19 protein-coding genes and 1 pseudogene are annotated in these 23,487 nt (G+C 44.0%); 4 read left to right on the top strand and 16 right to left on the bottom strand.

The window, feature by feature from the left end; translation table 11 throughout:
* Positions 1-242: IS3 family transposase (locus BU200_RS00005; RefSeq protein ID WP_142237004.1), on the top strand; the 242-nt coding region annotated here is incomplete at its 5' end.
* A gap of 208 nt (positions 243-450) precedes the next feature.
* Here BU200_RS00005 and BU200_RS00010 read toward each other — a convergent pair.
* From BU200_RS00010 to cdaA, 10 genes and pseudogenes are all read right to left on the bottom strand, one after another.
* Positions 451-1,029 carry a LemA family protein gene (locus BU200_RS00010; RefSeq protein ID WP_075098190.1) on the bottom strand — a complete coding sequence of 193 codons (579 nt, stop codon included), beginning with the start codon at positions 1,027-1,029 and terminating at the stop codon, positions 451-453.
* A gap of 21 nt (positions 1,030-1,050) precedes the next feature.
* A complete protein-coding gene (locus BU200_RS00015) occupies positions 1,051-1,839 on the bottom strand; it encodes a TPM domain-containing protein (RefSeq protein WP_075098191.1) in 789 nt (262 codons plus the stop codon).
* A 288-nt stretch (positions 1,840-2,127) separates the two neighbouring features.
* Positions 2,128-3,549, bottom strand: a pseudogene (locus BU200_RS00020) (flotillin family protein); the annotation flags it as partial.
* Positions 3,550-3,599: 50 nt separating this feature from the next.
* A complete protein-coding gene (locus BU200_RS00025; RefSeq protein ID WP_075098192.1) occupies positions 3,600-4,307 on the bottom strand; it encodes a uracil-DNA glycosylase family protein in 708 nt (235 codons plus the stop codon).
* 475 nt (positions 4,308-4,782) lie between these two features.
* Positions 4,783-6,180: a dipeptidase PepV gene (pepV, locus tag BU200_RS00030; protein ID WP_075098193.1), complete on the bottom strand. Its 1,398-nt coding sequence runs from the start codon at positions 6,178-6,180 to the stop codon at positions 4,783-4,785.
* 582 nt (positions 6,181-6,762) lie between these two features.
* Positions 6,763-8,304, bottom strand: a complete 1,542-nt coding sequence (locus BU200_RS00035) for an ABC-F family ATP-binding cassette domain-containing protein (RefSeq protein WP_075098194.1) — start codon at positions 8,302-8,304, stop codon at positions 6,763-6,765.
* Between the two features lie 36 nt (positions 8,305-8,340).
* Positions 8,341-8,745: a hypothetical protein gene (locus BU200_RS00040; protein ID WP_075098195.1), complete on the bottom strand. Its 405-nt coding sequence runs from the start codon at positions 8,743-8,745 to the stop codon at positions 8,341-8,343.
* 10 nt (positions 8,746-8,755) lie between these two features.
* The gene (glmM, locus tag BU200_RS00045) at positions 8,756-10,108 is read right to left on the bottom strand and encodes a phosphoglucosamine mutase (RefSeq protein WP_075098196.1); all 1,353 of its coding nucleotides are present in this window, start codon (positions 10,106-10,108) and stop codon (positions 8,756-8,758) included.
* Between the two features lie 18 nt (positions 10,109-10,126).
* The gene (locus tag BU200_RS00050; RefSeq protein WP_075098197.1) at positions 10,127-10,843 is read right to left on the bottom strand and encodes a CdaR family protein; all 717 of its coding nucleotides are present in this window, start codon (positions 10,841-10,843) and stop codon (positions 10,127-10,129) included.
* Complete coding sequence (cdaA, locus tag BU200_RS00055; RefSeq protein ID WP_075098198.1) at positions 10,833-11,687, bottom strand: diadenylate cyclase CdaA; 855 nt, start codon at positions 11,685-11,687, stop codon at positions 10,833-10,835. The genes BU200_RS00050 and cdaA overlap by 11 nt, the downstream gene beginning before the upstream one ends.
* 245 nt (positions 11,688-11,932) lie before the next feature.
* Between cdaA and murT the strand changes: the two genes are divergently transcribed.
* Genes murT through BU200_RS00070 form a run of 3 tightly spaced genes read left to right on the top strand, consistent with a single transcriptional unit; the run spans position 11,933 to position 14,351 of the window.
* On the top strand, positions 11,933-13,276 hold the full coding sequence (murT, locus tag BU200_RS00060) for a lipid II isoglutaminyl synthase subunit MurT (protein WP_075098199.1): 1,344 nt from the start codon (positions 11,933-11,935) through the stop codon (positions 13,274-13,276).
* A gap of 1 nt (position 13,277) precedes the next feature.
* Entirely contained in the window at positions 13,278-14,063 is a 786-nt protein-coding gene (gatD, locus tag BU200_RS00065) for a lipid II isoglutaminyl synthase subunit GatD (protein WP_075098200.1), read from the top strand.
* 9 nt (positions 14,064-14,072) lie between these two features.
* Positions 14,073-14,351: a LapA family protein gene (locus tag BU200_RS00070; protein ID WP_075098201.1), complete on the top strand. Its 279-nt coding sequence runs from the start codon at positions 14,073-14,075 to the stop codon at positions 14,349-14,351.
* Positions 14,352-14,807: 456 nt separating this feature from the next.
* On the opposite strand, the gene BU200_RS00075 is transcribed toward BU200_RS00070, so the two are convergent.
* The 6 genes from BU200_RS00075 to trpX form a co-directional block, all read right to left on the bottom strand.
* Positions 14,808-16,727, bottom strand: a complete 1,920-nt coding sequence (locus BU200_RS00075) for an ABC-F family ATP-binding cassette domain-containing protein (RefSeq protein ID WP_075098202.1) — start codon at positions 16,725-16,727, stop codon at positions 14,808-14,810.
* Between the two features lie 23 nt (positions 16,728-16,750).
* Positions 16,751-17,536, bottom strand: a complete 786-nt coding sequence (locus BU200_RS00080) for an alpha/beta hydrolase (RefSeq protein ID WP_075098203.1) — start codon at positions 17,534-17,536, stop codon at positions 16,751-16,753.
* Positions 17,537-17,614: 78 nt separating this feature from the next.
* Positions 17,615-19,276 (bottom strand): ribonuclease J, encoded by a 1,662-nt coding sequence (locus BU200_RS00085; protein WP_075098204.1) that lies wholly within the window; start codon positions 19,274-19,276, stop codon positions 17,615-17,617.
* A 1,375-nt stretch (positions 19,277-20,651) separates the two neighbouring features.
* Positions 20,652-21,410, bottom strand: a complete 759-nt coding sequence (locus BU200_RS00090; protein ID WP_075098205.1) for an ABC transporter ATP-binding protein — start codon at positions 21,408-21,410, stop codon at positions 20,652-20,654.
* Positions 21,407-22,273: an ABC transporter permease gene (locus tag BU200_RS00095; protein ID WP_075098206.1), complete on the bottom strand. Its 867-nt coding sequence runs from the start codon at positions 22,271-22,273 to the stop codon at positions 21,407-21,409. The genes BU200_RS00090 and BU200_RS00095 overlap by 4 nt, the downstream gene beginning before the upstream one ends.
* Before the next feature lie 77 nt (positions 22,274-22,350).
* Entirely contained in the window at positions 22,351-23,349 is a 999-nt protein-coding gene (gene trpX / locus BU200_RS00100; RefSeq protein ID WP_075098207.1) for a tryptophan ABC transporter substrate-binding protein, read from the bottom strand.
* Between the last annotated feature and the right edge of the window lie 138 nt (positions 23,350-23,487).

Raw genomic sequence — 23,487 nt, forward strand, 5'->3', positions numbered from 1 at the left:
ATTTTACAACACAGGCTGGCATCACTCTATCCATGTCACGAGTTGGGAAATGTATCGACAATGCACCAATTGAAAGTTTCTTTGGGCATTTCAAGACAGAGTCTTATCATCTCAAGAAATACAAGACCTATGAGGAGCTAGTCGCAGATGTGGAAAGCTATATCCAGTTTTACAATACACAACGTTATCAAACTAAATTAAACAACCTGACCCCTTGGGAATTCAGGAATCAGGTTGCTTAATATCTTTTATTATTTGACTGTCTACTTGACAGGGAGCAGTTCAATTGAAAAAGAGTTTGATTTTTCCTCACTCCTGAACTTCTAGGTTCAAAGAATAGACTGTTAAAGATGTTAGTCCTGAAATGTACTAGCTTATGAAATATACCTATCAAATTGGGCTCAAAAAACACCTGGAACATATCATAGACGTTCAAGGTGTTCTGCTGTTCTATTTATCTCCCAAATTGACACTTGGGACAGTTGTTGCGGCATCAGAGGTGGCTTGGAATAGGTCCACTTTTTCATAGCCAAAGATTCCAGCGTAGAGGCTGGTTGGGAATCGTTTGATTTTTTTATTGTAGGCTGTCGCAACAGTATTATAATCCTTGCGTGCAACCAAGAGACGATTTTCTGTTCCTTCCAATTCTGTAATCAAGTCAGATACTTGCTGGTTGGAATTGAGCTGCGGATAATTTTCTGTTAAGACCAAGAGGCGAGAAACAGCAGAATCAAGTTCGCTTTGCCCCTCGTTATAGGCGGTAGAGCCTTGCTTGCTAGAACCGATTTTCGCACGCGCATCAGCAATGGCTGTGAAGACCTCTGTCTCATGTTCCATGGCTCCCTTAACAGAAGCTACGACATTTGGAATCAAGTCATAACGACGTTGCAATTGTGTATCAACATTTGCTTGAGCATTTTCAACTTCAGCATAGCTATCAACTAAGCCATTGTATTGACCAATAGCACCCATCGCGATAAAAACAATCGCTAAAATAGGGATTAAAATATAGAGTAATTTTTTATTCATTATCTTTTCCTTTCTTTATTCCTACCAACCGGATGAGGCACCTCCACCGCCTCCGCCGCCTCCAGACCAGCCTCCACCACCGAATCCTGAAGATCCTGAGGAATGAGAGCCTCCGTTAGAGTTTCCTGACGAACCATTGAGCAGCAGCCATAGGAGAGCATTTCTTCCACCACCACGACCTCCTCTGCCTCCGCGTCCACTATCTTTGAAGATGGCTACCACGATAACCAGAGCAATGATGAAAGGGATGACGGCTTGGAATGACTCCTCACCACTTTCTTCCTCAAAGTCTTCCATGCGTGCCTGAGCACGCTCGGTGCCATAAAAGCGATCGCCAATCGCATCCACAATATAGCGAACACCGCCGTTATAATCACCTTCTCGGAAAAAACTGCGTGCATCCTCCAAAATCCGCCTTGAGGTGACATCGGTCAGTACAGTTGCTGCATTGTCCGAGGTTTCAATCCGAAATTTACGGTCTTCTAAGGCAATGACCACTAACACCCCGTTATTGGTCCCTGCAAAGCCGACCTGCCACTTTCTAAATAGCTCATTGGCTAGAGATTCGATATCACCCGATAGCTGGCTAGTCATGTAGATACCTACTTGGAGCTGTTCGCTCGTTGATTTCCATGCCCGATTCTCACTATCGATAGCTTGAATCGTCTCTTGTGATAGGGAATTAGTCTCATCAACTACTGTTGATTCCTGCGGTCTATCAGGAACTTGGGCAACTACGGAAGAGGTCGGTATCAACAATATCATAGGAAGCAACAAAAGTCCGACAAGCCATATTACACCTTTCTTCATAAGATGACCTCCTTGCAATGTTTCCTGCCAAAAAGACGACCTTTGTAGAGCCTTACGTTAAAGCTCCCTGTCTTTCTCATCGCTACTTAGGCGATAGGTAAAATCTGTTTCTGTCGTGTCAGCTACTTCTGTTGCGCCAGCATCCACCGTTTGATCTGTTTCAACTACCTTTTGTAGGACTTTCTTCTCTTTTAAAGCAGACGGTACAGCCACATTCTCAGCTGGTTCTGTTTTTGGCTCCTCAACCGCTTCAGTCGGGATAGGCTGGCTTGCACCAGACGCTCCTAGCTCCTGCGCGGTGGTCAATCCATTAGAGATGGCACGTCCTGTCAATGTTGCTGTAATCAAATCACGCACATTGATCCCCAGTCCCTCTGTTGTCTTATCCATGGTCGTCATGAGGTCGCCCACCAGTTTAGAAGCGTTCCCCTCACCATACATCGTAATCTTATCCACTTTTTCAAGCGGTGTAGCAATATTTTTGGCAATTTCTGGCAGGACATTTACGACCATTTCTGTAACGGCTGCATCATTAAACTTAGCCATCGCATCTGCCTTTTTGCTCAAACCGTCAGCTTCTGCTTCTAATTTCAAGCGAATGGCTTCCGCTTCAGCACGTCCCTTAGCTTCAATCCCTGCTGCTTCTTGTTCGGCTGCATATTTTGCAGCTTCTGCTCTTGCTTTTTGTGCTTCAGCCTCACGTTGCGTTTCATACAACTCGGCTTCCGCCTTGCGCTGGCGTTCAATCAAGTCAGCTTCTGCCGCCTGTTGACGAGCATATTTTTCTGCTTCTGCTTGTTTCCGAATGGTTGCAGACAACTCTTGCTCACGAACTTTTACTTCCTCAGCTTTGACTTCTGCTTCTTTTTGTTGTTTGACAATATTTGCTTCCGCAGTAGCACGCTCAATTTCCTTCCTTTGAGCTTGTTCTTCGATTCCGTAAGCGGCATTGGCTTGGGCTAGCTGTACATCTGATTGGCGTTTCAGATTCGCTTGCTCAATCGCCAATTCATTTTTCTTCTTCGCAATTTCCAAGTCTGCTGCCACACGCGCGTCATTCGCTGCTTGGTCTTCACGGGCACGGACTTCTGCCTGTTCACGCTCTGCTTTGGCACGCGCATTTGCAGCATCCTTTTGAATGGTAACGATATTATCAATTCCGAGATTTTTAATGACATCATTATCATCTGTAAAAGATTGAACAGTAAAGGCAATGATTTCAAGCCCCATCTTTGCTAGGTCAGGCGCCGCATTGGACTGGACTTTTTCAGCAAATGCTTGGCGATTATTTACCATATCACGCAGCTCCATTTGACCGATAATCTCACGAAGATTTCCCTCCAGAACATCTTGAATAGAGGAGGAAATATCCGATGTTTTCCAGTTCAAGAAGTTTTGGGCTGCTGCATTTAAGAGGGGTTCAGACACACCAACTTTTACCTTTACCACCGCGTCAGCCTTCACATTTATAAAGTCTAAAGTCGGTACAAAATCAGTCGTTTGAACGTCCGTAGAAAATTGCTCAATGCTAATATAGGAACGCTTTTCCAAAAATGGAATCATAAATCCTGAACGGCCGATTAGGGTACGCGGCTTTCCTAAACCAGTAATGACAATCGCTTCGTTAGGCTTAGCAGATACATAGCCAAGAATAAAAAGGATAATCACTAATAAGATAGCAACACCAATAATTATATAGGTAATAGGCATAACAAATTTTCCTTTCTGCTTTTCTAGCTTCAGTATACCATTTTTTCTTCCTAATTGTAAGAGTTTTCACGTTTCGAAAGAATATTCTGAACCATTGTCTGGAGAACAGGCACTATTTCTTCTTTAAAGATAGGATTTCTAGCCTGCCAGATATTATTACGGGGAGAGGGATGTACGAGCGGTAAATAGCGCGGCAATACTCTTTGAAAATCCAAAGAATACTTTGTCAGCTGGTCTTGATGAACTCCAGTTCTATCTTCAACTATGTCTTCTTGTCCATTTTTGATTTTCCTTGGGTATAAATATTCCTCATAAGCCCGAACAGTTTCTGTCAAGGTTCGTTTTTTCTTGTCTTTCAAATAATAACCCTGCGCATACTGCCCAAGCAAGATAATCAGTTCAAGTTTTGGGAGATTGGCTAGAATCTGCGGATGCCATTTGGCTGCAAAATCCTTTCGTGGTGGTAAATCACCCGACTTGCCTTTTCCCAGATAGTAAAAATCCATGGGTAAGATTGCGATTTGATTGGCATCATAAAAGGTAGCTGGCTCAATCCCCAACCATGCTCGCAAATGATCACCACTAGGGTCTGCAAATAAACGCCCTTTTTCCTGCGCCTTCCATCCCGGAGCTTGACCGACAATCAGGATTTTAGCATTGGGTGCTGCCTGAAACAAGGGATAAATCCCCTTTTCTGTATAGGCTTGATTGGCAGGATCTGCTATAATGGCTCTGCGAATAGCTTCTATACTTAGCATACATTCTCCTTTATCTATCGCTCCACTTTGAAATAGGATCGATTCTACCCAGCAAGAACAGAGTGAGCAAACGCAATAGCAATGACAAGATGGGTTCTTATAGTTATTTCGTTTGCTTTTATAGTCGTTTAGTTTATATTTTTATTACTTCGTTAACTCGTCTTGCTGTACCATTGAGAAAAGTTACACTTTTATTATCTGTCACTTGAAATAGTTATCAACTATTTCAACTACCTGCGACTTTTAACGAAAACTTCGTTTTCTTCATTTCCCACCTCAAACAGTCTCTCCCCAGACTGTTTTGACGAAAACTTCCTTTTCTTCATTTCCCACCTCAAACAGTCTCTCCCCAGACTGTTTGAGCTAGTACTAAAAATAAACTAAACGGCTATAATACTAATGACCATAAACGTGAGTAAAGATAAAGGGAACTGGATCTCTAGCCCAGCTCCCATCGCCTATTTTCGCCAAAGGCCTATTTCACTAACTCGTAAATCGCTTCTGCGTAAATTGCTGCCGCTCTCATCAGATCTTCGACATCTGCAAATTCATTGGCTTGGTGCATGGTGTCTGTATAGCCCGGGAACATTGCTCCATAGGCAACACCGCGCTTCAAGAGACGACCAAAGGTTCCGCCACCGATGACTTGTTCATGACCACGCAAACCTGTCTGGCGTTCATAGACATCCAACAGGGTCGCAACGAGCGGATCTTCCATTGGTACATAGTGCGGTGTGTGGCCTTGTTCTGACAAGGTCACATCTACTACCGCTAGCTTCTTCAAGGCTGCTTGAATCTCTTCTGGGGTCGTACCTTTTGGATAACGGAAATTAAGCGCAATCGTATTATCTGCTGCTGTTTCTTCAAAGCGGAAGACACCTGCATTCATAGACAAGGCTCCCATTTTCTCATCTGTATGCGCCACACCCAGTGCCTGTCCTGCATGGTCTTCAAATAAGATTTCCCCTGCAATGGCAAGGTAGTCCTTGGCTGATCCTGCAAAGTCAAATTGGTTCAAGAAACGAGCGAGATAGGTCGCACCATTGACACCCGACTGCGGAGATGCCCCGTGGGCTGATTTTCCGATAATGGTCACCTTGAATTTACCATCTTCTTCTGCTAATTCAAAGGTCACTTTCTGCTCTTCTGCAAAAGCTGCTAGCCTGTCTGCAAAATCTGGTAACAGTCCTGATACAAGAGCTGTTGCAGATTCTGGTACCATATTTTCACGCAAACCACCGGTAAAGCTGTGCAAGCGTGCTGCACCACTATTTTCTCCAGCGAAATGCAGATATTCTGTGATATTTCCTTTCTCTCCATTGATAATTGGAAATTCTGCGTCTGGTGAGAAGCCAAAATCAGGCTCTTTGACACCGCTATGCTCGAAGTAGTAGTCCATATCTGCCCAGCCAGATTCTTCATCTGTTCCCACAACAAAGCGGACTTTCTTGGAAATCGGCAAGCCCAATTCCTTGATAATCTTGAGACCGTAGTAGCAAGCCACGGTCGGTCCCTTGTCATCACTTGAGCCACGCGCATAGAGTTTTCCGTCTTTGATAGTCGGAGTGTAAGGATCCGTATCCCAGCCACTTCCTGCTGGTACCACATCCATGTGAGCAAAAATCCCGAGTACTTCCTCACCATCACCGTATTCAAAATGACCTGCATAGTTGTCTACATTCTTGGTCGGATAGCCGTCACGCTCTGCAATCTCCAAAAATTTGTGCAGTGCCTTGACAGGTCCCGGTCCAAATGGGTGTTCCTTATCTGCTAGGTTATCGTCTCGTTCAGAGTTGATAGCAAGTAGGCTGAACAAGTCAGCAAGTAAGTCTTCACGGCGTTTTTCAACTTCTGCCTTAAAATCAATCGTCATTTTCTGCTCCTTTTCAAGTATGAATTGATACTATTCTAACACAAAATGAAAGAGATTTCATATATTTACTAATAGAATAGAAGTTCAGATGAACTCCAGTACTACCTGCGACTTTTGGCGAAAACTTCGTTTTCTTCGTTTCCAACCTTCACCAGTCTATTCCCAGACGAAGAATGGGCAATTGCAGAACCTCTAGCAAGACGCGACTATTAGGAGACTAGATAGAAAGGAGGGAATATTCGGATTTTGAAATCGCGATTATCCCCCTCCTTTTTAGTGCTTATACTCTATAAAAATCAAAATCTGGAACTGGCTAAAACTGAAACAGGTATGTCCCAAAGGGAGCCGCACTTGACACGAGTTGCACTCGTTTTATTTCCAACTTTCACCAGTCTATTCCTAGACTGTCCGATACGAGTTGCACTCGTTTTATTTCCAACCTTCACCAGTCTATTCCTAGACTGGTGAAGCAAATAGAACTCTGTTCTTTCTTGTTTTAAGGAAACAGGCTAAAAACCTCCACTGGAGCTTTTTACTCAACAAAGTGAATGAACGGCGTCAGAATTTGATTTTTGACGAGTATTACATCTCATTGAAATCCCAGATATCATCCACCCAGCCTTGGTAGAAATCAGGCTCGTGGCAGACCATAAGGATAGAGCCTTTATAGGCTTGAAGCGCCCGCCTCAGTTCATCCTTGGCTTCGACATCCAAGTGATTGGTCGGCTCGTCTAAGATCAAGACATTATTCTCTCGGTTCATCAAGAGGCAGAACCGTACCTTGGCTTGCTCTCCTCCAGACAAGACCTGAATCTGGCTTTCGATATGTTTTGAGGTCAAACCACAGCGCGCCAAGGCTGCACGGATTTCAGCCTGATTAAGAGCAGGAAAGGCATCCCAGACCGCTTCAAGGGGTGTCTGTCGATTGCCACCTGCTGCTTCCTGCTCGAAATAGCCAATTTCCAAATACTCCCCCTGCTCAACTTGACCACCGAGAGACGGAATTAGACCTAGTAGACTTTTCAGCAGCGTTGACTTTCCAATCCCGTTCGCCCCAATAATCGCAATTTTCTTATTGCGTTCAAAGGTAAGGTTCAGAGGATTGCGATTGAGGATCCGGTCATAGCCGATTTCTAAATCCTTGGTTTGGAAGATAAAGCGACTAGGGGTTCTAGCCATTTTAAAATCAAAGGAGGGCTTTGGTTTTTCAGCCTGTAATTCAATGATTTCCATCTTATCTAGTTTTTTCTGGCGAGACATGGCCATATTACGGGTTGCCACCCGTGCCTTATTGCGATTGACAAAATCTTTAAGATCCGCAATTTCCTTTTGCTGGCGCTCATAGGCTGCCTCTAGCTGGGCACGCTTCATGGCATGGACTTCTTGGAATTGATAATAATCGCCTGTGTAGCGGGTCAATTGCTGATTTTCCACATGATAGACGATATTAATCACATCATTCAAGAAGGGAATATCATGGGAAATCAGAACAAAGGCATTTTCGTAATTCTGTAAATAACGCTTGAGCCACTCAATATGCTCCGCATCTAGATAGTTGGTTGGCTCATCCAGCAACAAAATGTCAGGCTTTTCCAGCAAGAGCTTGGCTAATAAAATCTTTGTACGCTGACCACCTGACAACTCGGTCACATCACTATCCATCCCAAAATCCATGACCCCTAAGGCACGGGCTACTTCATCAATTTTGGCATCCAGAGTATAAAAATCCCGGCTCTCTAAGCGATCTTGAAGCTCCCCCACTTCTTCCATGAGGGCATCCATATCAGCCCCCTCATCTGCCATTGACAGATAAATCTCATTGATGCGCTCTTCGGTCTTAAACAGTTCATCAAAAGCAGTCCGTAAGACGTCACGGACAGATTGTCCCTTTTCTAATTTGGCGTGCTGGTCTAAATAACCTGCCGTAACATAGCGCGACCACTCTACTTTTCCCTCATCCGGTAGCATTTGCCCTGTCACAATGGACATAAAGGTTGATTTTCCCTCACCATTTGCCCCGACTAAGCCAATATGCTCCCCCTTTAGTAGGCGAAAAGACACATTTTCAAAAATCGCGCGGTCGCCAAAGCCATGACTTAAATTGCTTACTTCTAAAATACTCATCTGACTCCTCGTAAGAAAAGACGGTTGCCCGTCTCCTTATTTCTGTTTTTTATTAAAGAACTCTTCAGCATAGCGAGCTGATAGTTCTGGATAATGCCTACGTGTTGCAGCGACAAACTCCCTTAGATACAGCCTATCCAGCCATCTAAAAAGTACCACTGCTCCGATGACCAGAACTATCAGTATCACTAGAGTTCCAGCTGAAGAGCTACCTGTTTGTAGGAAATTAGCTACTTTCATCAGTAACACGAGAATGAAGAGAATCGGCAACCCCATTTTAAGGCGCTTGGTCCGTAAATCCTCTGCTTGCTGACCTGCCTTATGTTCTCTCACTAGCTCCTCTGCAATACGGATGACTGACTCTTCATCTAATTGTCCCGCTTTTAATTGTTTGCGCACTTCCTCGTTCAATCGTTTACTCTGTAAAGTAAGAAAAAACATTGATTTCCTCCTAATCTAATCCAATCTCTGCTCTCACAACATCTGCAATGGTATCTACATAGTAGTCCACCTCTGCGTCAGTCGGTGCTTCTGCCATGACACGCAAGAGGGGTTCTGTCCCGCTTGGACGAACGAGAATCCGACCATTTCCAGCCATCTCTTTCTCCATTTTTGCAATAATGTCTGCAATCGCTTCAACGTCCATAGCCTTGTCTTTCATGCTGTTATCAACGCGAATATTGACTAATTTTTGCGGGTAGATGGTCACTTCGCTAGCCAATTCAGATAAGGTCTTCCCTGTCTCTTTCATAATTTTAGTCAACTGAACAGCAGTCAACTGCCCGTCCCCTGTGGTATTATAGTCCATCAGGATCACATGACCCGATTGCTCACCGCCCACATTGTAGCCTGATTTACGCATTTCCTCGACCACGTAGCGATCGCCAACAGCCGTCACTGCTTTGTCAATGCTCTCGCGCTCCAGCGCCTTGTGAAATCCAAGATTAGACATGACTGTGGTCACAATCGTATTGTGGGCAAGCAGTCCGTGGTCTGCCAAGTATTTCCCAATGATATACATGATCCGGTCACCGTCAACCAAGTCACCTTTTTCATCAACAGCAATCAGACGATCGCTATCGCCATCAAAGGCAAGCCCAATCTGGCTGTTGCTTTCTTTAACCAATTCTTGTAAGGCTTCCGGATGAGTAGACCCTACCTCTTCATTGATATTCAGACCATCTGGATTTTCCGCCATGACAGCTAATTGCGCACCCAAGTCCGCAAAAACTTGGCGGGCTGAGGTGCTGGCTGCACCATTTGCTGTATCCAATGCTACCTTCATACCCTCTAAGTCAAAACCAGTGGAAACGAGAAACTGTTGGTATTTACGAAGCCCCTCAGGATAATCGACCACATCTCCCAAACCAGCTGCAGACGGGCGAGGTAGGACGTCTTCTTCAGCATCAAGCAAGGCTTCAATCTCCGCTTCTAGCTCATCATCTAGCTTAAAGCCGTCTCCCGCAAAGAATTTAATCCCATTATCTTGAGCAGGATTGTGGCTGGCTGAAATCATGACACCTGCACTTGCTTTTTCAGTCCGAACAAGATAAGCCACACCGGGAGTTGCAATCACCCCCAATTTGTAGACATGGATTCCCGCAGAAAGAAGACCAGCCACCAAGGCAGCTTCGAGCATTTGACCTGAAATCCGGGTATCACGTCCGACAAATACGCGCGGTGTATCCGTTTCATGTTGACTGAGGACATAGCCCCCAAAACGTCCTAATTTAAAGGCTAATTCTGGTGTCAGCTCAATGTTGGCTTCTCCACGCACCCCATCTGTTCCAAAATATTTTCCCATTGTTTCTAACTCTCTTTCTTATTTGGTTTTGCTAATCGTTGCCTGCAAGGTCGCTCCGTCTTGTGACAAGACGACAGGCAGAACATTTCCTTGATTATCAACAGCTTGCAAGGTAGCTGTTCCACTATAATTCTCGTCTAAATTACTAGCATCTGGTACCACTGCTTCCACACGATCAACACGAGCCATGGTATCCTGATCCGTCGTCACTTTTACCGCAGATACATTGACAGTGACTTTTCCTAAGCTGTAACCTTCTGCCAGTTGATTATTGGTGATAACGCCTTGGACAGCGTAAGCCTTACTAACTTTCTTTCCAATTTTCACGGTTACCGTATCAGGAACTAATTTAGCCTTGACCCCTGTCGGTAGATTAGACGCAACCAGATCAACTGTATGGGTGCCACTTGTTGCACCATTCAAATCTGCTGTCACTTCAAATGTCCGGGTTGCTTCATCCGTTTCTCTTTGTAAAATCACCCTGTTTGAGGCGGTCAGAGAGACTGTCACGGTAGGTGAAAAACCTGATATAAAGTAATGCTCATTGTCATATTTGACATCAATCGGTACATTGGTAACCGTATGGGTATAGGTTTCTGACTCCGTCACCTTCTTGGTTGTATTGGCTGTTGTAATCGAATTTTTATAGTTGGTAGTAGTCGCATAAAAAAACAACACAAGAGCAATAAAAGCTGATAGGAGTAAATGCCCTGTCTTTTTTAATTTATCGTTCATCTTTTTTACCTCCCAAGCGTTCTAACCAACTTCTCTTTTTCACATCGTCAGGGGTAAATAGGATTCGAAGCTCACTTTCAAATTCTTCCAAGCTGAGATCGTGCTTGAAAAGCCCATTATAAGCTACTGAAATGCTCCCTGTTTCTTCTGAAATAATAAAGACAAAGGCATCTGATACTTCTGCTAGGCCGATTGCAGCCCGATGCCTAGTGCCAAACTCCTTTGAAATCCCTGCACTCTCTGTCAATGGAAAATAGGCACAGGATACGGCAATCTTATCTTCTTGGATAATGACTGCTCCATCATGAAGTGGGGTATTAGGAATAAAAATATTGATCAGTAACTCGCTTGAAATATCCGCATCAAGTGGGATACCTGTCGAGCAGTATTCCCGCAAGGTCTGGGTGCGTTCAACCGCGACCAAGGCGCCAATTTTCCGGGGAGCCATGTAGGTAGCTGCCTTGATAAAGGCTTGGATCAAGGCTTCTTCGGAACTTAGTTCGATTCGCGCAAAGAGTTGGGTAGTCCGCCCTAGCTTTTCTAAACTGGTTCGAATCTCTGGTGCAAAGATCACTACACCAGCGATCACCCCGTAAGTAATGACCTGATTCATCAACCAGGAAATGGTCTGCAAACCCAGCAGACTTGCAATTAGCTGAAAGAATAAAAAGAGGAAGACCCCACGGACCAAGGTCATGATTTTAGTCCCTGCTAGAGCTTTACTAAAACGATAGATGAGATAGCTAACTAGGGTAATATCGACCAGGTGCATCAAAGCAGTCCAAGGACTGACTGACAAGCTGGACCAGTAATTCACATCAAGTAATTGACTATAATTGAGCATCCACTTCACATACTTTCTATTTCTTGCTGCTCCTATTATACCATACTTGATACAAATTTTCCTAAAAGACTATTCATCATCTTTAAAATCAAAAGCTGATAAAAGACGCTCTTGATTGGTCTTACTCCAGAGGGATTTTTCTCCCTTTCACCAGTTAAAAGGCTTAGGTTCCAACATGGATTTTCCTATCGGAATGGTTTTCGATTCTAGAAAAAGCGGTAGCTTTATGATAAAATAGGCCTATGATGAAACTAAATACAGCCTTAGGGCTTCTGGCGGGTAAGGCCTCTCAAGCCATTCTCGGAACATTAGGCCGCGGAACAACCCTCCCAGGAAAAATTGCCCTACAATTTGATAAACATATTTTAGATAGTCTCGCAAAAGACTACGAAATCATTGTAATTACAGGAACGAATGGTAAAACATTGACCACTGCCTTGACGGTGGGAATTTTAGAAGAAGCCTTTGGAGCAGTCACGACCAACACTAGCGGAGCGAATATGCTGACGGGGATTACAGCTACCTTTTTATCGGCTAAAAAAAATAAAAAGGGCAAAAAAATTGCGGTGCTAGAAATTGATGAGGCTAGCCTTGCCAAGGTAACTGAATTTATCAAGCCTAATCTGATTGTCTTTACCAATATCTTCCGCGACCAGATGGATCGTTATGGGGAAATTTATACGACCTACCAGATGATTGTTGACGGTGCAGCCAAGGTGCCAACGGCTACCATCCTTGCCAATGGAGATAGTCCGCTCTTTCACTCAACTACGCTTGTAAATCCCATTCGCTACTATGGATTTGCGACTATGGAACATGCGCCAGAATTGACACACTACAATACTGAAGGCGTTCTCTGCCCGCATTGCCACCACATTTTGCGCTATAAGATGAATACCTATGCCAATCTTGGTAGCTACATCTGCCTGTCTTGCGGATTTGCACGTCCTGAGTTAGACTACAAGCTATCTGCACTCAAAGAGATCACCCACCTGTCCTCAACCTTTGTCATTGATGGGCAAGAATATAAGATCAATATCGGCGGGCTCTACAATATCTACAACGCGCTTGCAGCGGTCAGTGTAGCCGAGTTTTTAGGGGTCTCTCCCGAGATTATCAAGGCTGGTTTCGATAAGAGCAAGGCTGTTTTCGGTCGTCAGGAAACGTTCACACTCGGTGATAAGGACTGTACCCTCATCTTAATCAAAAATCCTGTCGGAGCTACACAGGCTCTCGAAATGATACAACTAGCCCCTCATGCATTTAATCTGGCTGTTCTTCTCAATGCCAACTATGCAGACGGGATTGATACCAGCTGGATTTGGGATGCCGATTTTGAGCGCATGAGCCAGATGCAGATTCCACATGTCTTTGCAGGTGGGATTCGCGCTTCTGAAATTGCTCGCCGATTGCGGGTAGCTGGCGCTCCTGTGGAGGACATGACCCAAGAGCAATCTATCGCGAAGATCCTTGATTTGATCGAAGCGCATGATACCAAGCATACCTATATCCTTGCGACCTATACTGCCATGCTGGAGTTGCGTGATATTCTCGCACAGCGCCAAATCGTTGGAAGGGAGATGAAATAAGATGGTCTATACTTCACTTTTAAGTCCTGCTAAGGACTATCACTATCAGCTCCACATTGCCCACCTCTATGGCGATTTGATGAACACCTATGGAGATAATGGAAACATCCTCATGCTCAAATATGTCGCTGAAAAACTGGGAGCAGGTGTCCAAGTTGACATTGTGTCTCTCGAAGATAAATTTGACAAGGATTTCTATGATATTGCCTTTTTCGGTGGTGGTCAAGACTATGAGCAGTCGATCCTCGCCAAAGATTTGCCAACAAAAAAAGAAGACCTCTCAGCCTTTATTGAAAACAAGGGGGTCATGCTAGCCATCTGCGGCGGCTTCCAACTCCTAGGGCAATACTATATCGAAGCAGGCGGACGCAAAATCGAGGGACTGGGAATTCTCGGTCATTATACGCTCAATCAAGTCAACAACCGCTTTATCGGTGATATAAAAATTCATAATGAAGAGTTTAATGAAACTTACTATGGCTTTGAGAACCATCAGGGAAGGACTTTTTTAGCGGATAATCAAAAACCACTGGGAAAAACCATTTACGGACATGGCAACAATAATGAAGACGGAGGCGAGGGCATGCACTACAAAAATACCTTTGCTAGCTATTTCCATGGGCCAATCCTCTCCCGCAATGCCAATCTTGCCTACCGTCTGGTCACAACAGCCTTACGCAATAAATACGGACAGGATATCCTACTTCCTTCCTACGAAGAAGTCCTTTCTATTGAAATTCCAGAAGAATACGGCGACATTAAAAGTAAGGCCCGCTTTGAAGAATAGGAGAATACCATGAAAACAAAACTGCACTATATCGCTGTTCTGCTCTTAATTTTACTGATTGCAGGACTGTCTCTTGCCAATATGGAAACCGTCAAGATTAGCTATCTCTTTGGATATTTCAAACTGCCCTTGATTATTCTCATTCTGATTTCCGTCTTACTCGGTGCTATTGTTGCAAGCCTGATTGGTATGGGCAAGCATCTTGCCATCAAGAACGAATTGAAAGAAGCTAGGAAAGAATTGGAACTTCAAAAACAAAAGCTAGAAGCAACACTACAACAAGTCTAGTTTGAACCAAAAACCAAACAATCTAGCCTTTCCTTTATCTTTTATTGCTTCGTGAACTCGTCTTGCCGTGCACCAGTACTACGGCTAACGAAATGAGTATCAATATTTACAGAACTGACAAGACAAACATTATGCCTGAAACAGTGTTGTTTCAGGCATTTTTTTTATATCTTCCACCCTTAGTTGTACTCTATGAAAACCAAAATCTAGAACCGGCTAAAGCTGAAACAGTTATGTCCCCCAAAGGGAGCACACTTGACACGAGTTCACTCGTTTTATTTCCAACCTTCAACAGTCTATTCCTAGACTGGGCGACACGAGCTCCACTCGTTCTTTCTTGTTTTAAGAGAACAGGCTAAAAACCTCCACTGGAGCTTTTTACTCAGCAAGGTGAATGAACGACGTCAGAATTTGATTTTTGACAAGTATTAGTTACTTACAGGGGGAGTTTAGGGGTTAGGGGTTAGGGTCTAGTGCCTCGAGCTTTTCGGTCAGTTCCTCCCACTCCTGCAGGAGCTTGTCCTGTTGCTGCAATAGATTGTCAATTTCCTTTTGGAGATCGGTCAATTCTCCGACATCATTGGTCGCTAGCATCGCTTCTTGAAGCTGGGAGGAGCTATTTTCTAGCTCGTCAATATCAGCTTCGATTTGTTCCATTCGCCGAGCCATTTTACGCTGCTCTTTTTGGGTTTCTTTCTGCGCTTGGTAGTCGCTCGCCCCGCTCGGATTCCTTGTTCTTACTCGCTCCGCTAGCGCCTCGACACCTACTGACTGCTCTGCTTTTTTCTCCAGATAATAATCGTAGTCCCCCAAGTAAAGGGTGCTACCTGTTTCGGATAATTCGAGAACCTTGGTTGCGACCCGGTTGATGAAATAGCGATCATGACTGACAAAGAGCAGGGTACCATCATACCGTATCAAGGCGTCTTCCAAGACTTCCTTGCTATCAATATCCAAGTGGTTGGTCGGCTCATCCAGAATCAGAAAATTATTGTTTTCCATAGATAATTTTGCTAGCAAAACCCGTGCTTTTTCTCCGCCAGATAGCATGGCAATCGATTTTTTAACGTCATCACCCGAGAAAAGAAATGCTCCCAGACGGTTGCGGATGTCCACTTCAGGGGTTGTCGGAAATGCAGACCATACTTCTTCCAAGACAGAATTGGATGGGGTCAAGGCAGACTGGGTCTGGTCATAGTAGCCAACCTCAACATTGGCACCGAACTTCGCTTCTCCTTTGATAAAGGGAATCTGCCCGATGATTGATTTCAAAAGGGTCGTTTTTCCAATACCGTTAGGCCCTACAATCGCAATCGCGTCGAGCTTTCTCTGGTCAATATGAATCGGTTCAGAGAGGATTTCACCATTGTAGCCCACCGCAGCCTGCTCGACTGTCAAGACAATATTGCCAGAAGCCTTATCTGAATGAAAGGCCATATAGGCAGATTTTTCGCCAAGGGTTGGCTTGTCTAACCGGTTCATTTTTTCCAATTGTTTACGTCTTGCTTGTGCCCGCTTAGTGGTTGAAGCTCGGACAATATTTTTCTGAACAAAGTCCTCCAACTTCGCAATTTCTTTTTGCTGCTTTTCGTAGTTTTGCAATTCGGTTAGCAACTTCTGCTCTTTTAAGGCGACAAAGGTCGAATAATTCCCGATATAGCGATCCAAGGAAGTCGCTGTCAAATCAAGCGTAATGGTAGCAACCTTGTCTAGGAAATAGCGGTCATGGCTGACAATGATGAGCGCTCCCTTATAATGGACAAGATAGTTTTCCAACCAAGCAATCGTTTCAATGTCTAGATGGTTTGTCGGCTCGTCAAGAACCAATAATTCCGGCTTTTCGAGTAGCATCTTAGCCAAGGCTAGACGCGTATTTTGTCCACCTGATAGGGCTGAAATCTTCATCTGCCACATGGACTCATCAAACTTGAAACCGTTTAAAATCGCCCGAATATCCGCTTCATAAGTGAAACCACCTGCTAGACGAAATTCTTCAGATAGCTGATCATAGGTCTGAATCAACTGGTTCAGTTCTAGACCTGCCAATTCGCCCATTTGCATCTCCATATCCCGCAAACGTTTTTCAGTCTGGCGAAGTTCAGCAAAAACCTGCAGCATCTCCTCATAAATAGTGTTTTCCGATTGAAAACGGCTATTTTGCGCTAAGTAGGATAGGGACAAGTCTTTCTTCCGATTGACTCCTCCACTGGTCGGAGCTTCTTCACCGACCAGAATTTTAAGCAAGGTCGACTTACCAGCACCATTTTTGCCTACGAGGGCAATTCGATCTCGTTCATCTACCTGCAAGTTGATATTTTCAAAGAGCACTTCTCCTGCAAAGGCGCGCTCAATCTTATTTCCTTGTAGTATAATCATAGCATTCTATATCACATCTTCTATTAAGACAGGCGTTCTTCTAGTTGAAAATCGATCGGAAGCCAAGATAGAAGCACCTCCAACTGTTTATCCCAGTAGTACCATTCATGTTTGCCCGGAGCTGTCTGATAATCTACCTCATAGCCTAAATCTTTAAAGGATTGAGCTGCAAAGTGATTGGCAGCTAGTAGAAAGTCTTGCTCGCCACACCAGATATACATCTTGGTCTTTTTATCTGCTTTTTGAGCCAGATTGATGAGGGAATAAGGATTTTCAGGACTTTCCCAGTCTGTCATCTCACCGAAAGTGCCTGTCCAATAGGCGAGATTTCCCAAACTTTCCTTTCTTGGGTCAAAGTCCTTAAAACTAAGAGCTCCCGATAGGCTGGCAACATGAGAAAAACGGTTGGTGGCTAAGGCCAAATGCATGGCTCCATAGCCTCCCATAGACAAGCCTGCAATAAAGGTCTTGTCTCGCTTATCTGTCATGTTTGGGAAGAAGCGCTTCAAGACATCTGGTAGCTCAATTGCCAAGGCATCAAAATAGGGATAGCCGTACTGGGTATTAACGTACCAGCCATTGTGGGTATCTGGCATGACTACGATCAGATTAGTCTTACGCACCAAACGTTCCAAGGCTGTCAAACGCAACCAAGTCGTATCTCGTCCGCCCATTCCATGCAGAAGATACAGGACAGGAATATCTGTATCATCAGGATTATCCACCCGCCCCTTATCTGGGTACAAGACCTGCACCGACAAATCCAGATCCATAACAGAAGAATAATAGGTAATACTCATTAGGGCCATCGTTTTTTCTCCTTTTCAATAGAAAAAGGTGCTACTTTGCTCGTTACTAGCTACCACCTTTTTCTGCTTATACTGACGCTATTTGACTTCCATGATAACGGGTAGAATAGCTGGACGTCTCTTAGTTTGATCAAAGAGGTATTTTGCTAATTCATCACGGACAGACGACTTAAGCTCTGTCCAGTCAAAACTATCCTTTGTAAAGTAATTTTCCACCGTTTTATTAGCCAAATCAGAAGCCTCGCGTAAAATATCACGGCTCTTTTTGACATAGATAAATCCGCGCGTATTGACCTTAGCTTTTGAAATAATCCGCTTTTCACGACGATTGACCGTAATCGCTACAATGAAGATGCCGTCTTCTGACAAGATCTTACGGTCACGAAGAACGATATTGCCGACATCTCCAATCGCATTTCCATCAATCATGACATCACCTGCAACAACAGATCCACTGTGGACAAATTCACCCTGTTCGTAGCTCATGACATCACCACGTTTCACGATAAAGATATTCTCTGGATATACGCCAATCTCAAGCGCTGCTCGTGCATGGGCATCAAGCTGGCGGTATTCACCCTGCACTGGGAACAGATACTTAGGGCGTAAGATATTTAACATCAATTGCAAATCACGCGCATTCCCATGCCCTGACACCCGCAGGTTCTTGGTGATTGATTTGACCACACCACCTGCTTGGTAGATCATATTTTCCACCCGTGCCACAACTGCCTCTTTTGAAATCGTTGGCGTTGTAACAATGTAGACCAAGTCTCCGTCCTTGATTTCAACATAGCGATGGCGACCAATCGACATCTTACGCAAGCCGTTTAGGGGTTCACCCATACGTCCCGTTTCCAAGATAATCAACTCATTATCCGCAAACTTATGCATATCTTTCGGCTTAATCAGCAAGCGTTCGCTAACCAAACGCAATTTTTTTAACTGAATAGCAGTGCGAACGATATTTTCCACATCGTAGCCTGTCAACACTACACGACGACCCGTTGCTTCAGCCGCATCAAAGATTTGCTGGATACGGACAATATTGCTAGCAACCGCAGCCACTATGACGCGTCCCTCCCAATCCGCAATGGTATTATAAATCTCTTCTGCTTCTTCATGCATGCTGGCAACCTGAATGTTGCTATCTGCATTGGCTGAATCGGACAAGAGCGCTAGTACGCCTTCGTTTCCTATTTCTGCTAGGCGGCTAAAATCTGTCTTGTAGAAAGGATCGGCAGCCTGATCGAATTTGAAATCACCGGTATAGACGATATTTCCTTCGTCCGTCTTAATAACAATCCCTAAACTTTCCGGAATGGAGTGGGTCGTTTTAAAGAAAGATATAACAGAGGTTCCAAAATCAATTTCTGTCTCTGCGTTAATGACATGAAAATCCTTGAACTTCTTGGTCGCATTGTAATGTTTAACGACTAATTTTGCCAATTCAATGGTCAAATGAGAGCCAAAAACAGGTACCCGTACATTTTCTAGCAAATAGGGCAAGGCACCAATCGCATCCGCATGCCCATGGGTCAAGAATACACCTGCCACCCGCTTCTTATTTTCCACCAAGTATTCAAAATTTGGAACGATAACATCTACACCAAGCTGTTCATTTTCTGGATATTTTAGCCCAGCATCCAAGACGAAAATCGTGTCATTGACTTCAGCGATATAGAGATTTTTCCCATTCTCACGGACACCGCCTAGAGCCATTATTTTTATGTCAGTCATGATAACTCCTTTATTTATAATTTTTACTAACGGTCCTTGGAGTTCCAAGTCGAATTACAGTCTTGCAATTTCTTGCATATCCATACTATTATACCCTTTTTTCAACATTTTTTCAAAATATAGCTTACACAAGATATGAGGGCGTTAAACAACTCCTAGACAAAATAGGCAAACGAAGCAGATTGTCTTGCAATCAATGAGTTTGGTCTTTTTGTCAGCGAGTTGTAGCCCGAGTTCAATTACACAAGATACGAGAGCGTTAAACAAGATACAAAGCCCGTTAAGAACTCAAAGCGAAAATAGGAAATCTGACGAAGAGTTATCAAACTCTAGGAAGATTTGTCTTTTTCGCACAGAGTTTAGAGCGTGTTTAATTAAGATACAGAGGACGCGAAGAGCTAAGTAAAAATAGGAGATTGACGTGGTGTTCCATGAACACGAGGAAATCTATCTTTTTTACACAGCTCGTAGCTCGAGTTCAATTACACAAGATATGAGGGCGTTTGACACGAGTTCACTCGTTTTATTTCCAACCTTCAACAGTCTATTCCTAGACTGTTGAAGCAACTCCTAGACAAAATAGGTGGCCGAACAGAAGCGATTCGCTTCGTCGTGAGACCCCCACAAAGGCAACTAGATTGGCGTGTTAGCGACAATCAGATGCCTACTGTGATGTTTTTTGAGTTTACTCAATTTTTGACTACGGTTTGTCAGCGAGTTGTAGCCCGAGTTCAATTATAAGATGTGAAGCCGTTAAAAAACCGACTGAAAAATAGGAAATACGACGCAGAAGTCTCTGCTTCTAGGAGTATTTATCTTTTTTCCGAGGTTTTAGGCTGAACTCAATTATACAAGATACAAAGCCCGTTAAGAACTCAGAGCGCACTTCTTCATGTAATATAGCCGTTTAGTTTATTTTTAGTACTAGGCAACGAGTCGCAGGTAGTACTGGGGTACTAACGAAGTAATAAAAATATAAACTAAATGACTATAACAGTCACTTCCCTGACTGTTATTACTGTACCTGTAAAGCAGGCATAGCCTGCAACAGTTACGGCAAACTAGGAAATCTGACGAGTGAAAAACTCCAGTGGAGGTTTTCAGCCCACTTCCTAAAGATAGCCGTCTCTGTAACTAGCTAAAACTGAAACAGTTATGTCTCTTTTTCACAAAGTGCATAGTCCGAACTCAATTCCAAGATACATAGGGCATTTGATACAAGTTGCACTCGTTCTATCCCCAACTTTCAACAGTCTATTCCTAGACTGATCAACACGAGTTGCAACTGCTGTGTCTCTTTTTCCAATTGATGTCCGAAAAGAATGTGAACTATATTCAGCCAAAAATCCCTAGTCTTTTGACTAGGGATTGCTGTCTATTCAAAGAAACGATAATAATCTTCCAAGGTCATCTCTTCTTTTTCTGCCTTGTTCAAGTCCTTGATGATGTGTCCATCTTTCATGACCAAGAGACGATTCCCATATTTGAGGGCATCCTCCATCTGGTGCGTAATCATAAGGGCTGTCAACCGATCCTTGGTCACAAAGCGGTCTGTTAACTCCATCAGAGCTAGACTGGTTTTGGGATCAAGGGCAGCTGTGTGTTCATCTAAGAGCAACAATTCTGGGCGCTTCAAGGTTGCCATCAGAAGACTTAGAGCCTGACGTTGCCCCCCTGATAGAAATTCAATCGGCGTATCCAGATGCCGTTCAAGCCCATTCCCAATCTGGTCAATCGTCGCTTGAAATTCTCCCTTATAGTTGCTCAATTTTCGTGGAACAAGACCGCGGCTTTCTCCGCGAAACTTGGCAATCAAAAGATTTTCTGCAACCGTCATCCGAGGAGCTGTTCCCATTTTAGGATCTTGAAAGACGCGCGCTAGATACTTGGCTCGCTTTTCAGGCGACAGATTGGTCACATCCTCTCCCATGATACGAATGGTTCCACTCGTAAGGGGCAGAGTACCCGCAATCACATTGAAAAGAGTTGACTTACCTGCACCATTTCCCCCTAAAATCGTAATAAAATCATGCTCATGAATGGTCAGCGAAACCTCACGTAAGATGACTTTTTCTTCATCAAAGCCGTTATTGACCACCTTTGTGGCATTTTCTAATTCTACAATTGCTGTCATTTGCTAAGGGTCACTCCTTTGAAGAATTTTGCTTTTAGGGTCGGAATCATAAGGCAGATGGCTAAAATCACAGCGCTGTAAATGCGGAGGTAGCTGGTATTAAAACCAAGTGCAATCACCGCCCATATCAGGAACTGATAGGCAATCGCCCCTACAACAATGGTCATCAACCGCTCTGCCAAGGTCAAACTCTTAAAGAGGACCTCTCCAATAATCAGACTAGCAAGCCCCACAACGATGACCCCAATTCCACGCGAGACGTCCGCATAGCCCTCTTGCTGGGCAATGAGAGCTCCTGCTAGGGCAATCACGCCATTTGACAAGACCAAGCCCATCAACTCCATACTATCTGTATGAATGCCGAAACTCCGTGCCATATCTGGATTATCCCCTGTTGCGATATAGGCCTGCCCCAGTTTCGTATCAAGGAAAAAAAGCAGGGCTACAATCACTAATACTACAAAAACCAAGGCTGCAACCAAATTATTGACAGAGGTACTAAAAGGTAAATAGTCTTGAATCTGCTTCGTGCCTAAAAGACCCAAATTCGCCCGTCCCATAATCATCAACATAATGGAATGACAGGAAGTCATGACCAAAATTCCTGAAAGAAGTGTTGGGATCTTGCCCTTGGTATAAAGCAAGCCTGTTACAAGACCCGCTAGGCAACCTGCGAGGACAGCCACGAGGGTCGCAAGAAAGGGGTTCACCCCACCGCTAATCAGGGTGACAGCTACTGCCCCTCCCAAAGGAAAGCTCCCCTCTGCTGTCATATCTGGAAAATTTAAAATCCGGAAGGTCATATAAATGCCAAGTCCCAAGATAGACCAGACCAGACCTTGTGATACTATTGATACAATCATACTTTCTTCCTATTTATTATAAGAAAAGAACAAGCCATTATTGGATAACAGCTACCCTCTTTTCTCTTTTATTTCCTTTATTCTACAATTTCACCAGCAGCTTTTTCAACTTCTTCTGGAATCGTGATGCCTAGTTCTGCCGCTACTTTTTTGTTAATGATTGGGGCTCCCTGATCCACCACATCAACTGGTGTCTCTGCTGGTTTTGCACCTTTCAACATCTTAGCTGTCATTTTTCCAGTGGATACACCTAAACCGTACTGACTGACAACAACAGATGCCAAGCCACCTTCTTTGACCATCGTATCAGCGCTTGGGAAGATTGGGATTTTTGCTTCCTTGTTGCTCGCAACAACGGTCTTAAAGGCTGAAGCAATCGTGTTATCTTGTGGTACCCAGATAGCATCAACCTTGCTGGTCATGACTGCCATCGTTGAAGCAATCTCATTGCTGGACGGTACAGGATAAGCAAGTACCGTATAGCCCTCTTTTTCTGCTAATTCTGTAAACTTTTCTACATTCAATTTTGAATTATCTTCATTGCTTGAGTAAAGAACACCGATTGTTTTGGCCTTGGGGGTGATTTTCTTGATCAAGTCGAGCTGTTGACCAATCGGTTGTGGGCAGGCAACACCTGTCACATTTGCACCTGGTTTTTCAAGACTTTCAACCAATTTAGCACCGACCGGATCAGTAATGGCACCCATAACAACAGGTAGATCACTGGTTGCATTGGCAAGACCTTGGGCTGCCGGTGTCGCAATCCCTACCAGAACCTGATTGCCATTTGCCACAAGCTGCTTACTCATAGTCGCGATTTTTCCTTGGTCTCCTTCAGCATTCATAAAGTCTATCTTGATTTTAGCATCCTTATAGCCCTCTTCTGCCAGACCATCTTGAATCCCGCGATAGATTTCATCCAGAGCTTCATGGGTTACAAACTGAAGCACCCCCACCTTGACTGTCTCATCCGCAGTCTGCGCTTCCTGTCCTTCCTTTTTATTATTTAGGAAAATTCCTCCAACAACAACAGCTATCAAAGCCAGAATGGTCATCAATAAATTCTTGTTTTTCATGATTTCATCTCCTTTTGTCACACACTATTTCCATTGTTTTTGTTTCACACTGATATAGCCGTTTAGTTTATTTTTAGTACTAGGCAACGAGTCGCAGATAGTACTAGGGTACAGCAAGACGAGTTAACGAAGTAATAA

It is taken from the genome of Streptococcus acidominimus, assembly GCF_001921825.1.
In the GTDB taxonomy this organism is placed as follows: domain Bacteria; phylum Bacillota; class Bacilli; order Lactobacillales; family Streptococcaceae; genus Streptococcus; species Streptococcus acidominimus.

What these genes read in the sequence shown, in the direction of transcription:
- BU200_RS00010 (WP_075098190.1), bottom strand. Translation starts at nt 1,029, where the DNA reads ATGAATAAAAAATTACTCTATATTTTAATCCCTATTTTAGCGATTGTT.
- BU200_RS00015 (WP_075098191.1), bottom strand. Translation starts at nt 1,839, where the DNA reads ATGAAGAAAGGTGTAATATGGCTTGTCGGACTTTTGTTGCTTCCTATG.
- BU200_RS00025 (WP_075098192.1), bottom strand. Translation starts at nt 4,307, where the DNA reads ATGCTAAGTATAGAAGCTATTCGCAGAGCCATTATAGCAGATCCTGCC.
- pepV (WP_075098193.1), bottom strand. Translation starts at nt 6,180, where the DNA reads ATGACGATTGATTTTAAGGCAGAAGTTGAAAAACGCCGTGAAGACTTA.
- BU200_RS00035 (WP_075098194.1), bottom strand. Translation starts at nt 8,304, where the DNA reads ATGAGTATTTTAGAAGTAAGCAATTTAAGTCATGGCTTTGGCGACCGC.
- BU200_RS00040 (WP_075098195.1), bottom strand. Translation starts at nt 8,745, where the DNA reads ATGTTTTTTCTTACTTTACAGAGTAAACGATTGAACGAGGAAGTGCGC.
- glmM (WP_075098196.1), bottom strand. Translation starts at nt 10,108, where the DNA reads ATGGGAAAATATTTTGGAACAGATGGGGTGCGTGGAGAAGCCAACATT.
- BU200_RS00050 (WP_075098197.1), bottom strand. Translation starts at nt 10,843, where the DNA reads ATGAACGATAAATTAAAAAAGACAGGGCATTTACTCCTATCAGCTTTT.
- cdaA (WP_075098198.1), bottom strand. Translation starts at nt 11,687, where the DNA reads ATGCTCAATTATAGTCAATTACTTGATGTGAATTACTGGTCCAGCTTG.
- murT (WP_075098199.1), top strand. Translation starts at nt 11,933, where the DNA reads ATGAAACTAAATACAGCCTTAGGGCTTCTGGCGGGTAAGGCCTCTCAA.
- gatD (WP_075098200.1), top strand. Translation starts at nt 13,278, where the DNA reads ATGGTCTATACTTCACTTTTAAGTCCTGCTAAGGACTATCACTATCAG.
- BU200_RS00070 (WP_075098201.1), top strand. Translation starts at nt 14,073, where the DNA reads ATGAAAACAAAACTGCACTATATCGCTGTTCTGCTCTTAATTTTACTG.
- BU200_RS00075 (WP_075098202.1), bottom strand. Translation starts at nt 16,727, where the DNA reads ATGATTATACTACAAGGAAATAAGATTGAGCGCGCCTTTGCAGGAGAA.
- BU200_RS00080 (WP_075098203.1), bottom strand. Translation starts at nt 17,536, where the DNA reads ATGGCCCTAATGAGTATTACCTATTATTCTTCTGTTATGGATCTGGAT.
- BU200_RS00085 (WP_075098204.1), bottom strand. Translation starts at nt 19,276, where the DNA reads ATGACTGACATAAAAATAATGGCTCTAGGCGGTGTCCGTGAGAATGGG.
- BU200_RS00090 (WP_075098205.1), bottom strand. Translation starts at nt 21,410, where the DNA reads ATGACAGCAATTGTAGAATTAGAAAATGCCACAAAGGTGGTCAATAAC.
- BU200_RS00095 (WP_075098206.1), bottom strand. Translation starts at nt 22,273, where the DNA reads ATGATTGTATCAATAGTATCACAAGGTCTGGTCTGGTCTATCTTGGGA.
- trpX (WP_075098207.1), bottom strand. Translation starts at nt 23,349, where the DNA reads ATGAAAAACAAGAATTTATTGATGACCATTCTGGCTTTGATAGCTGTT.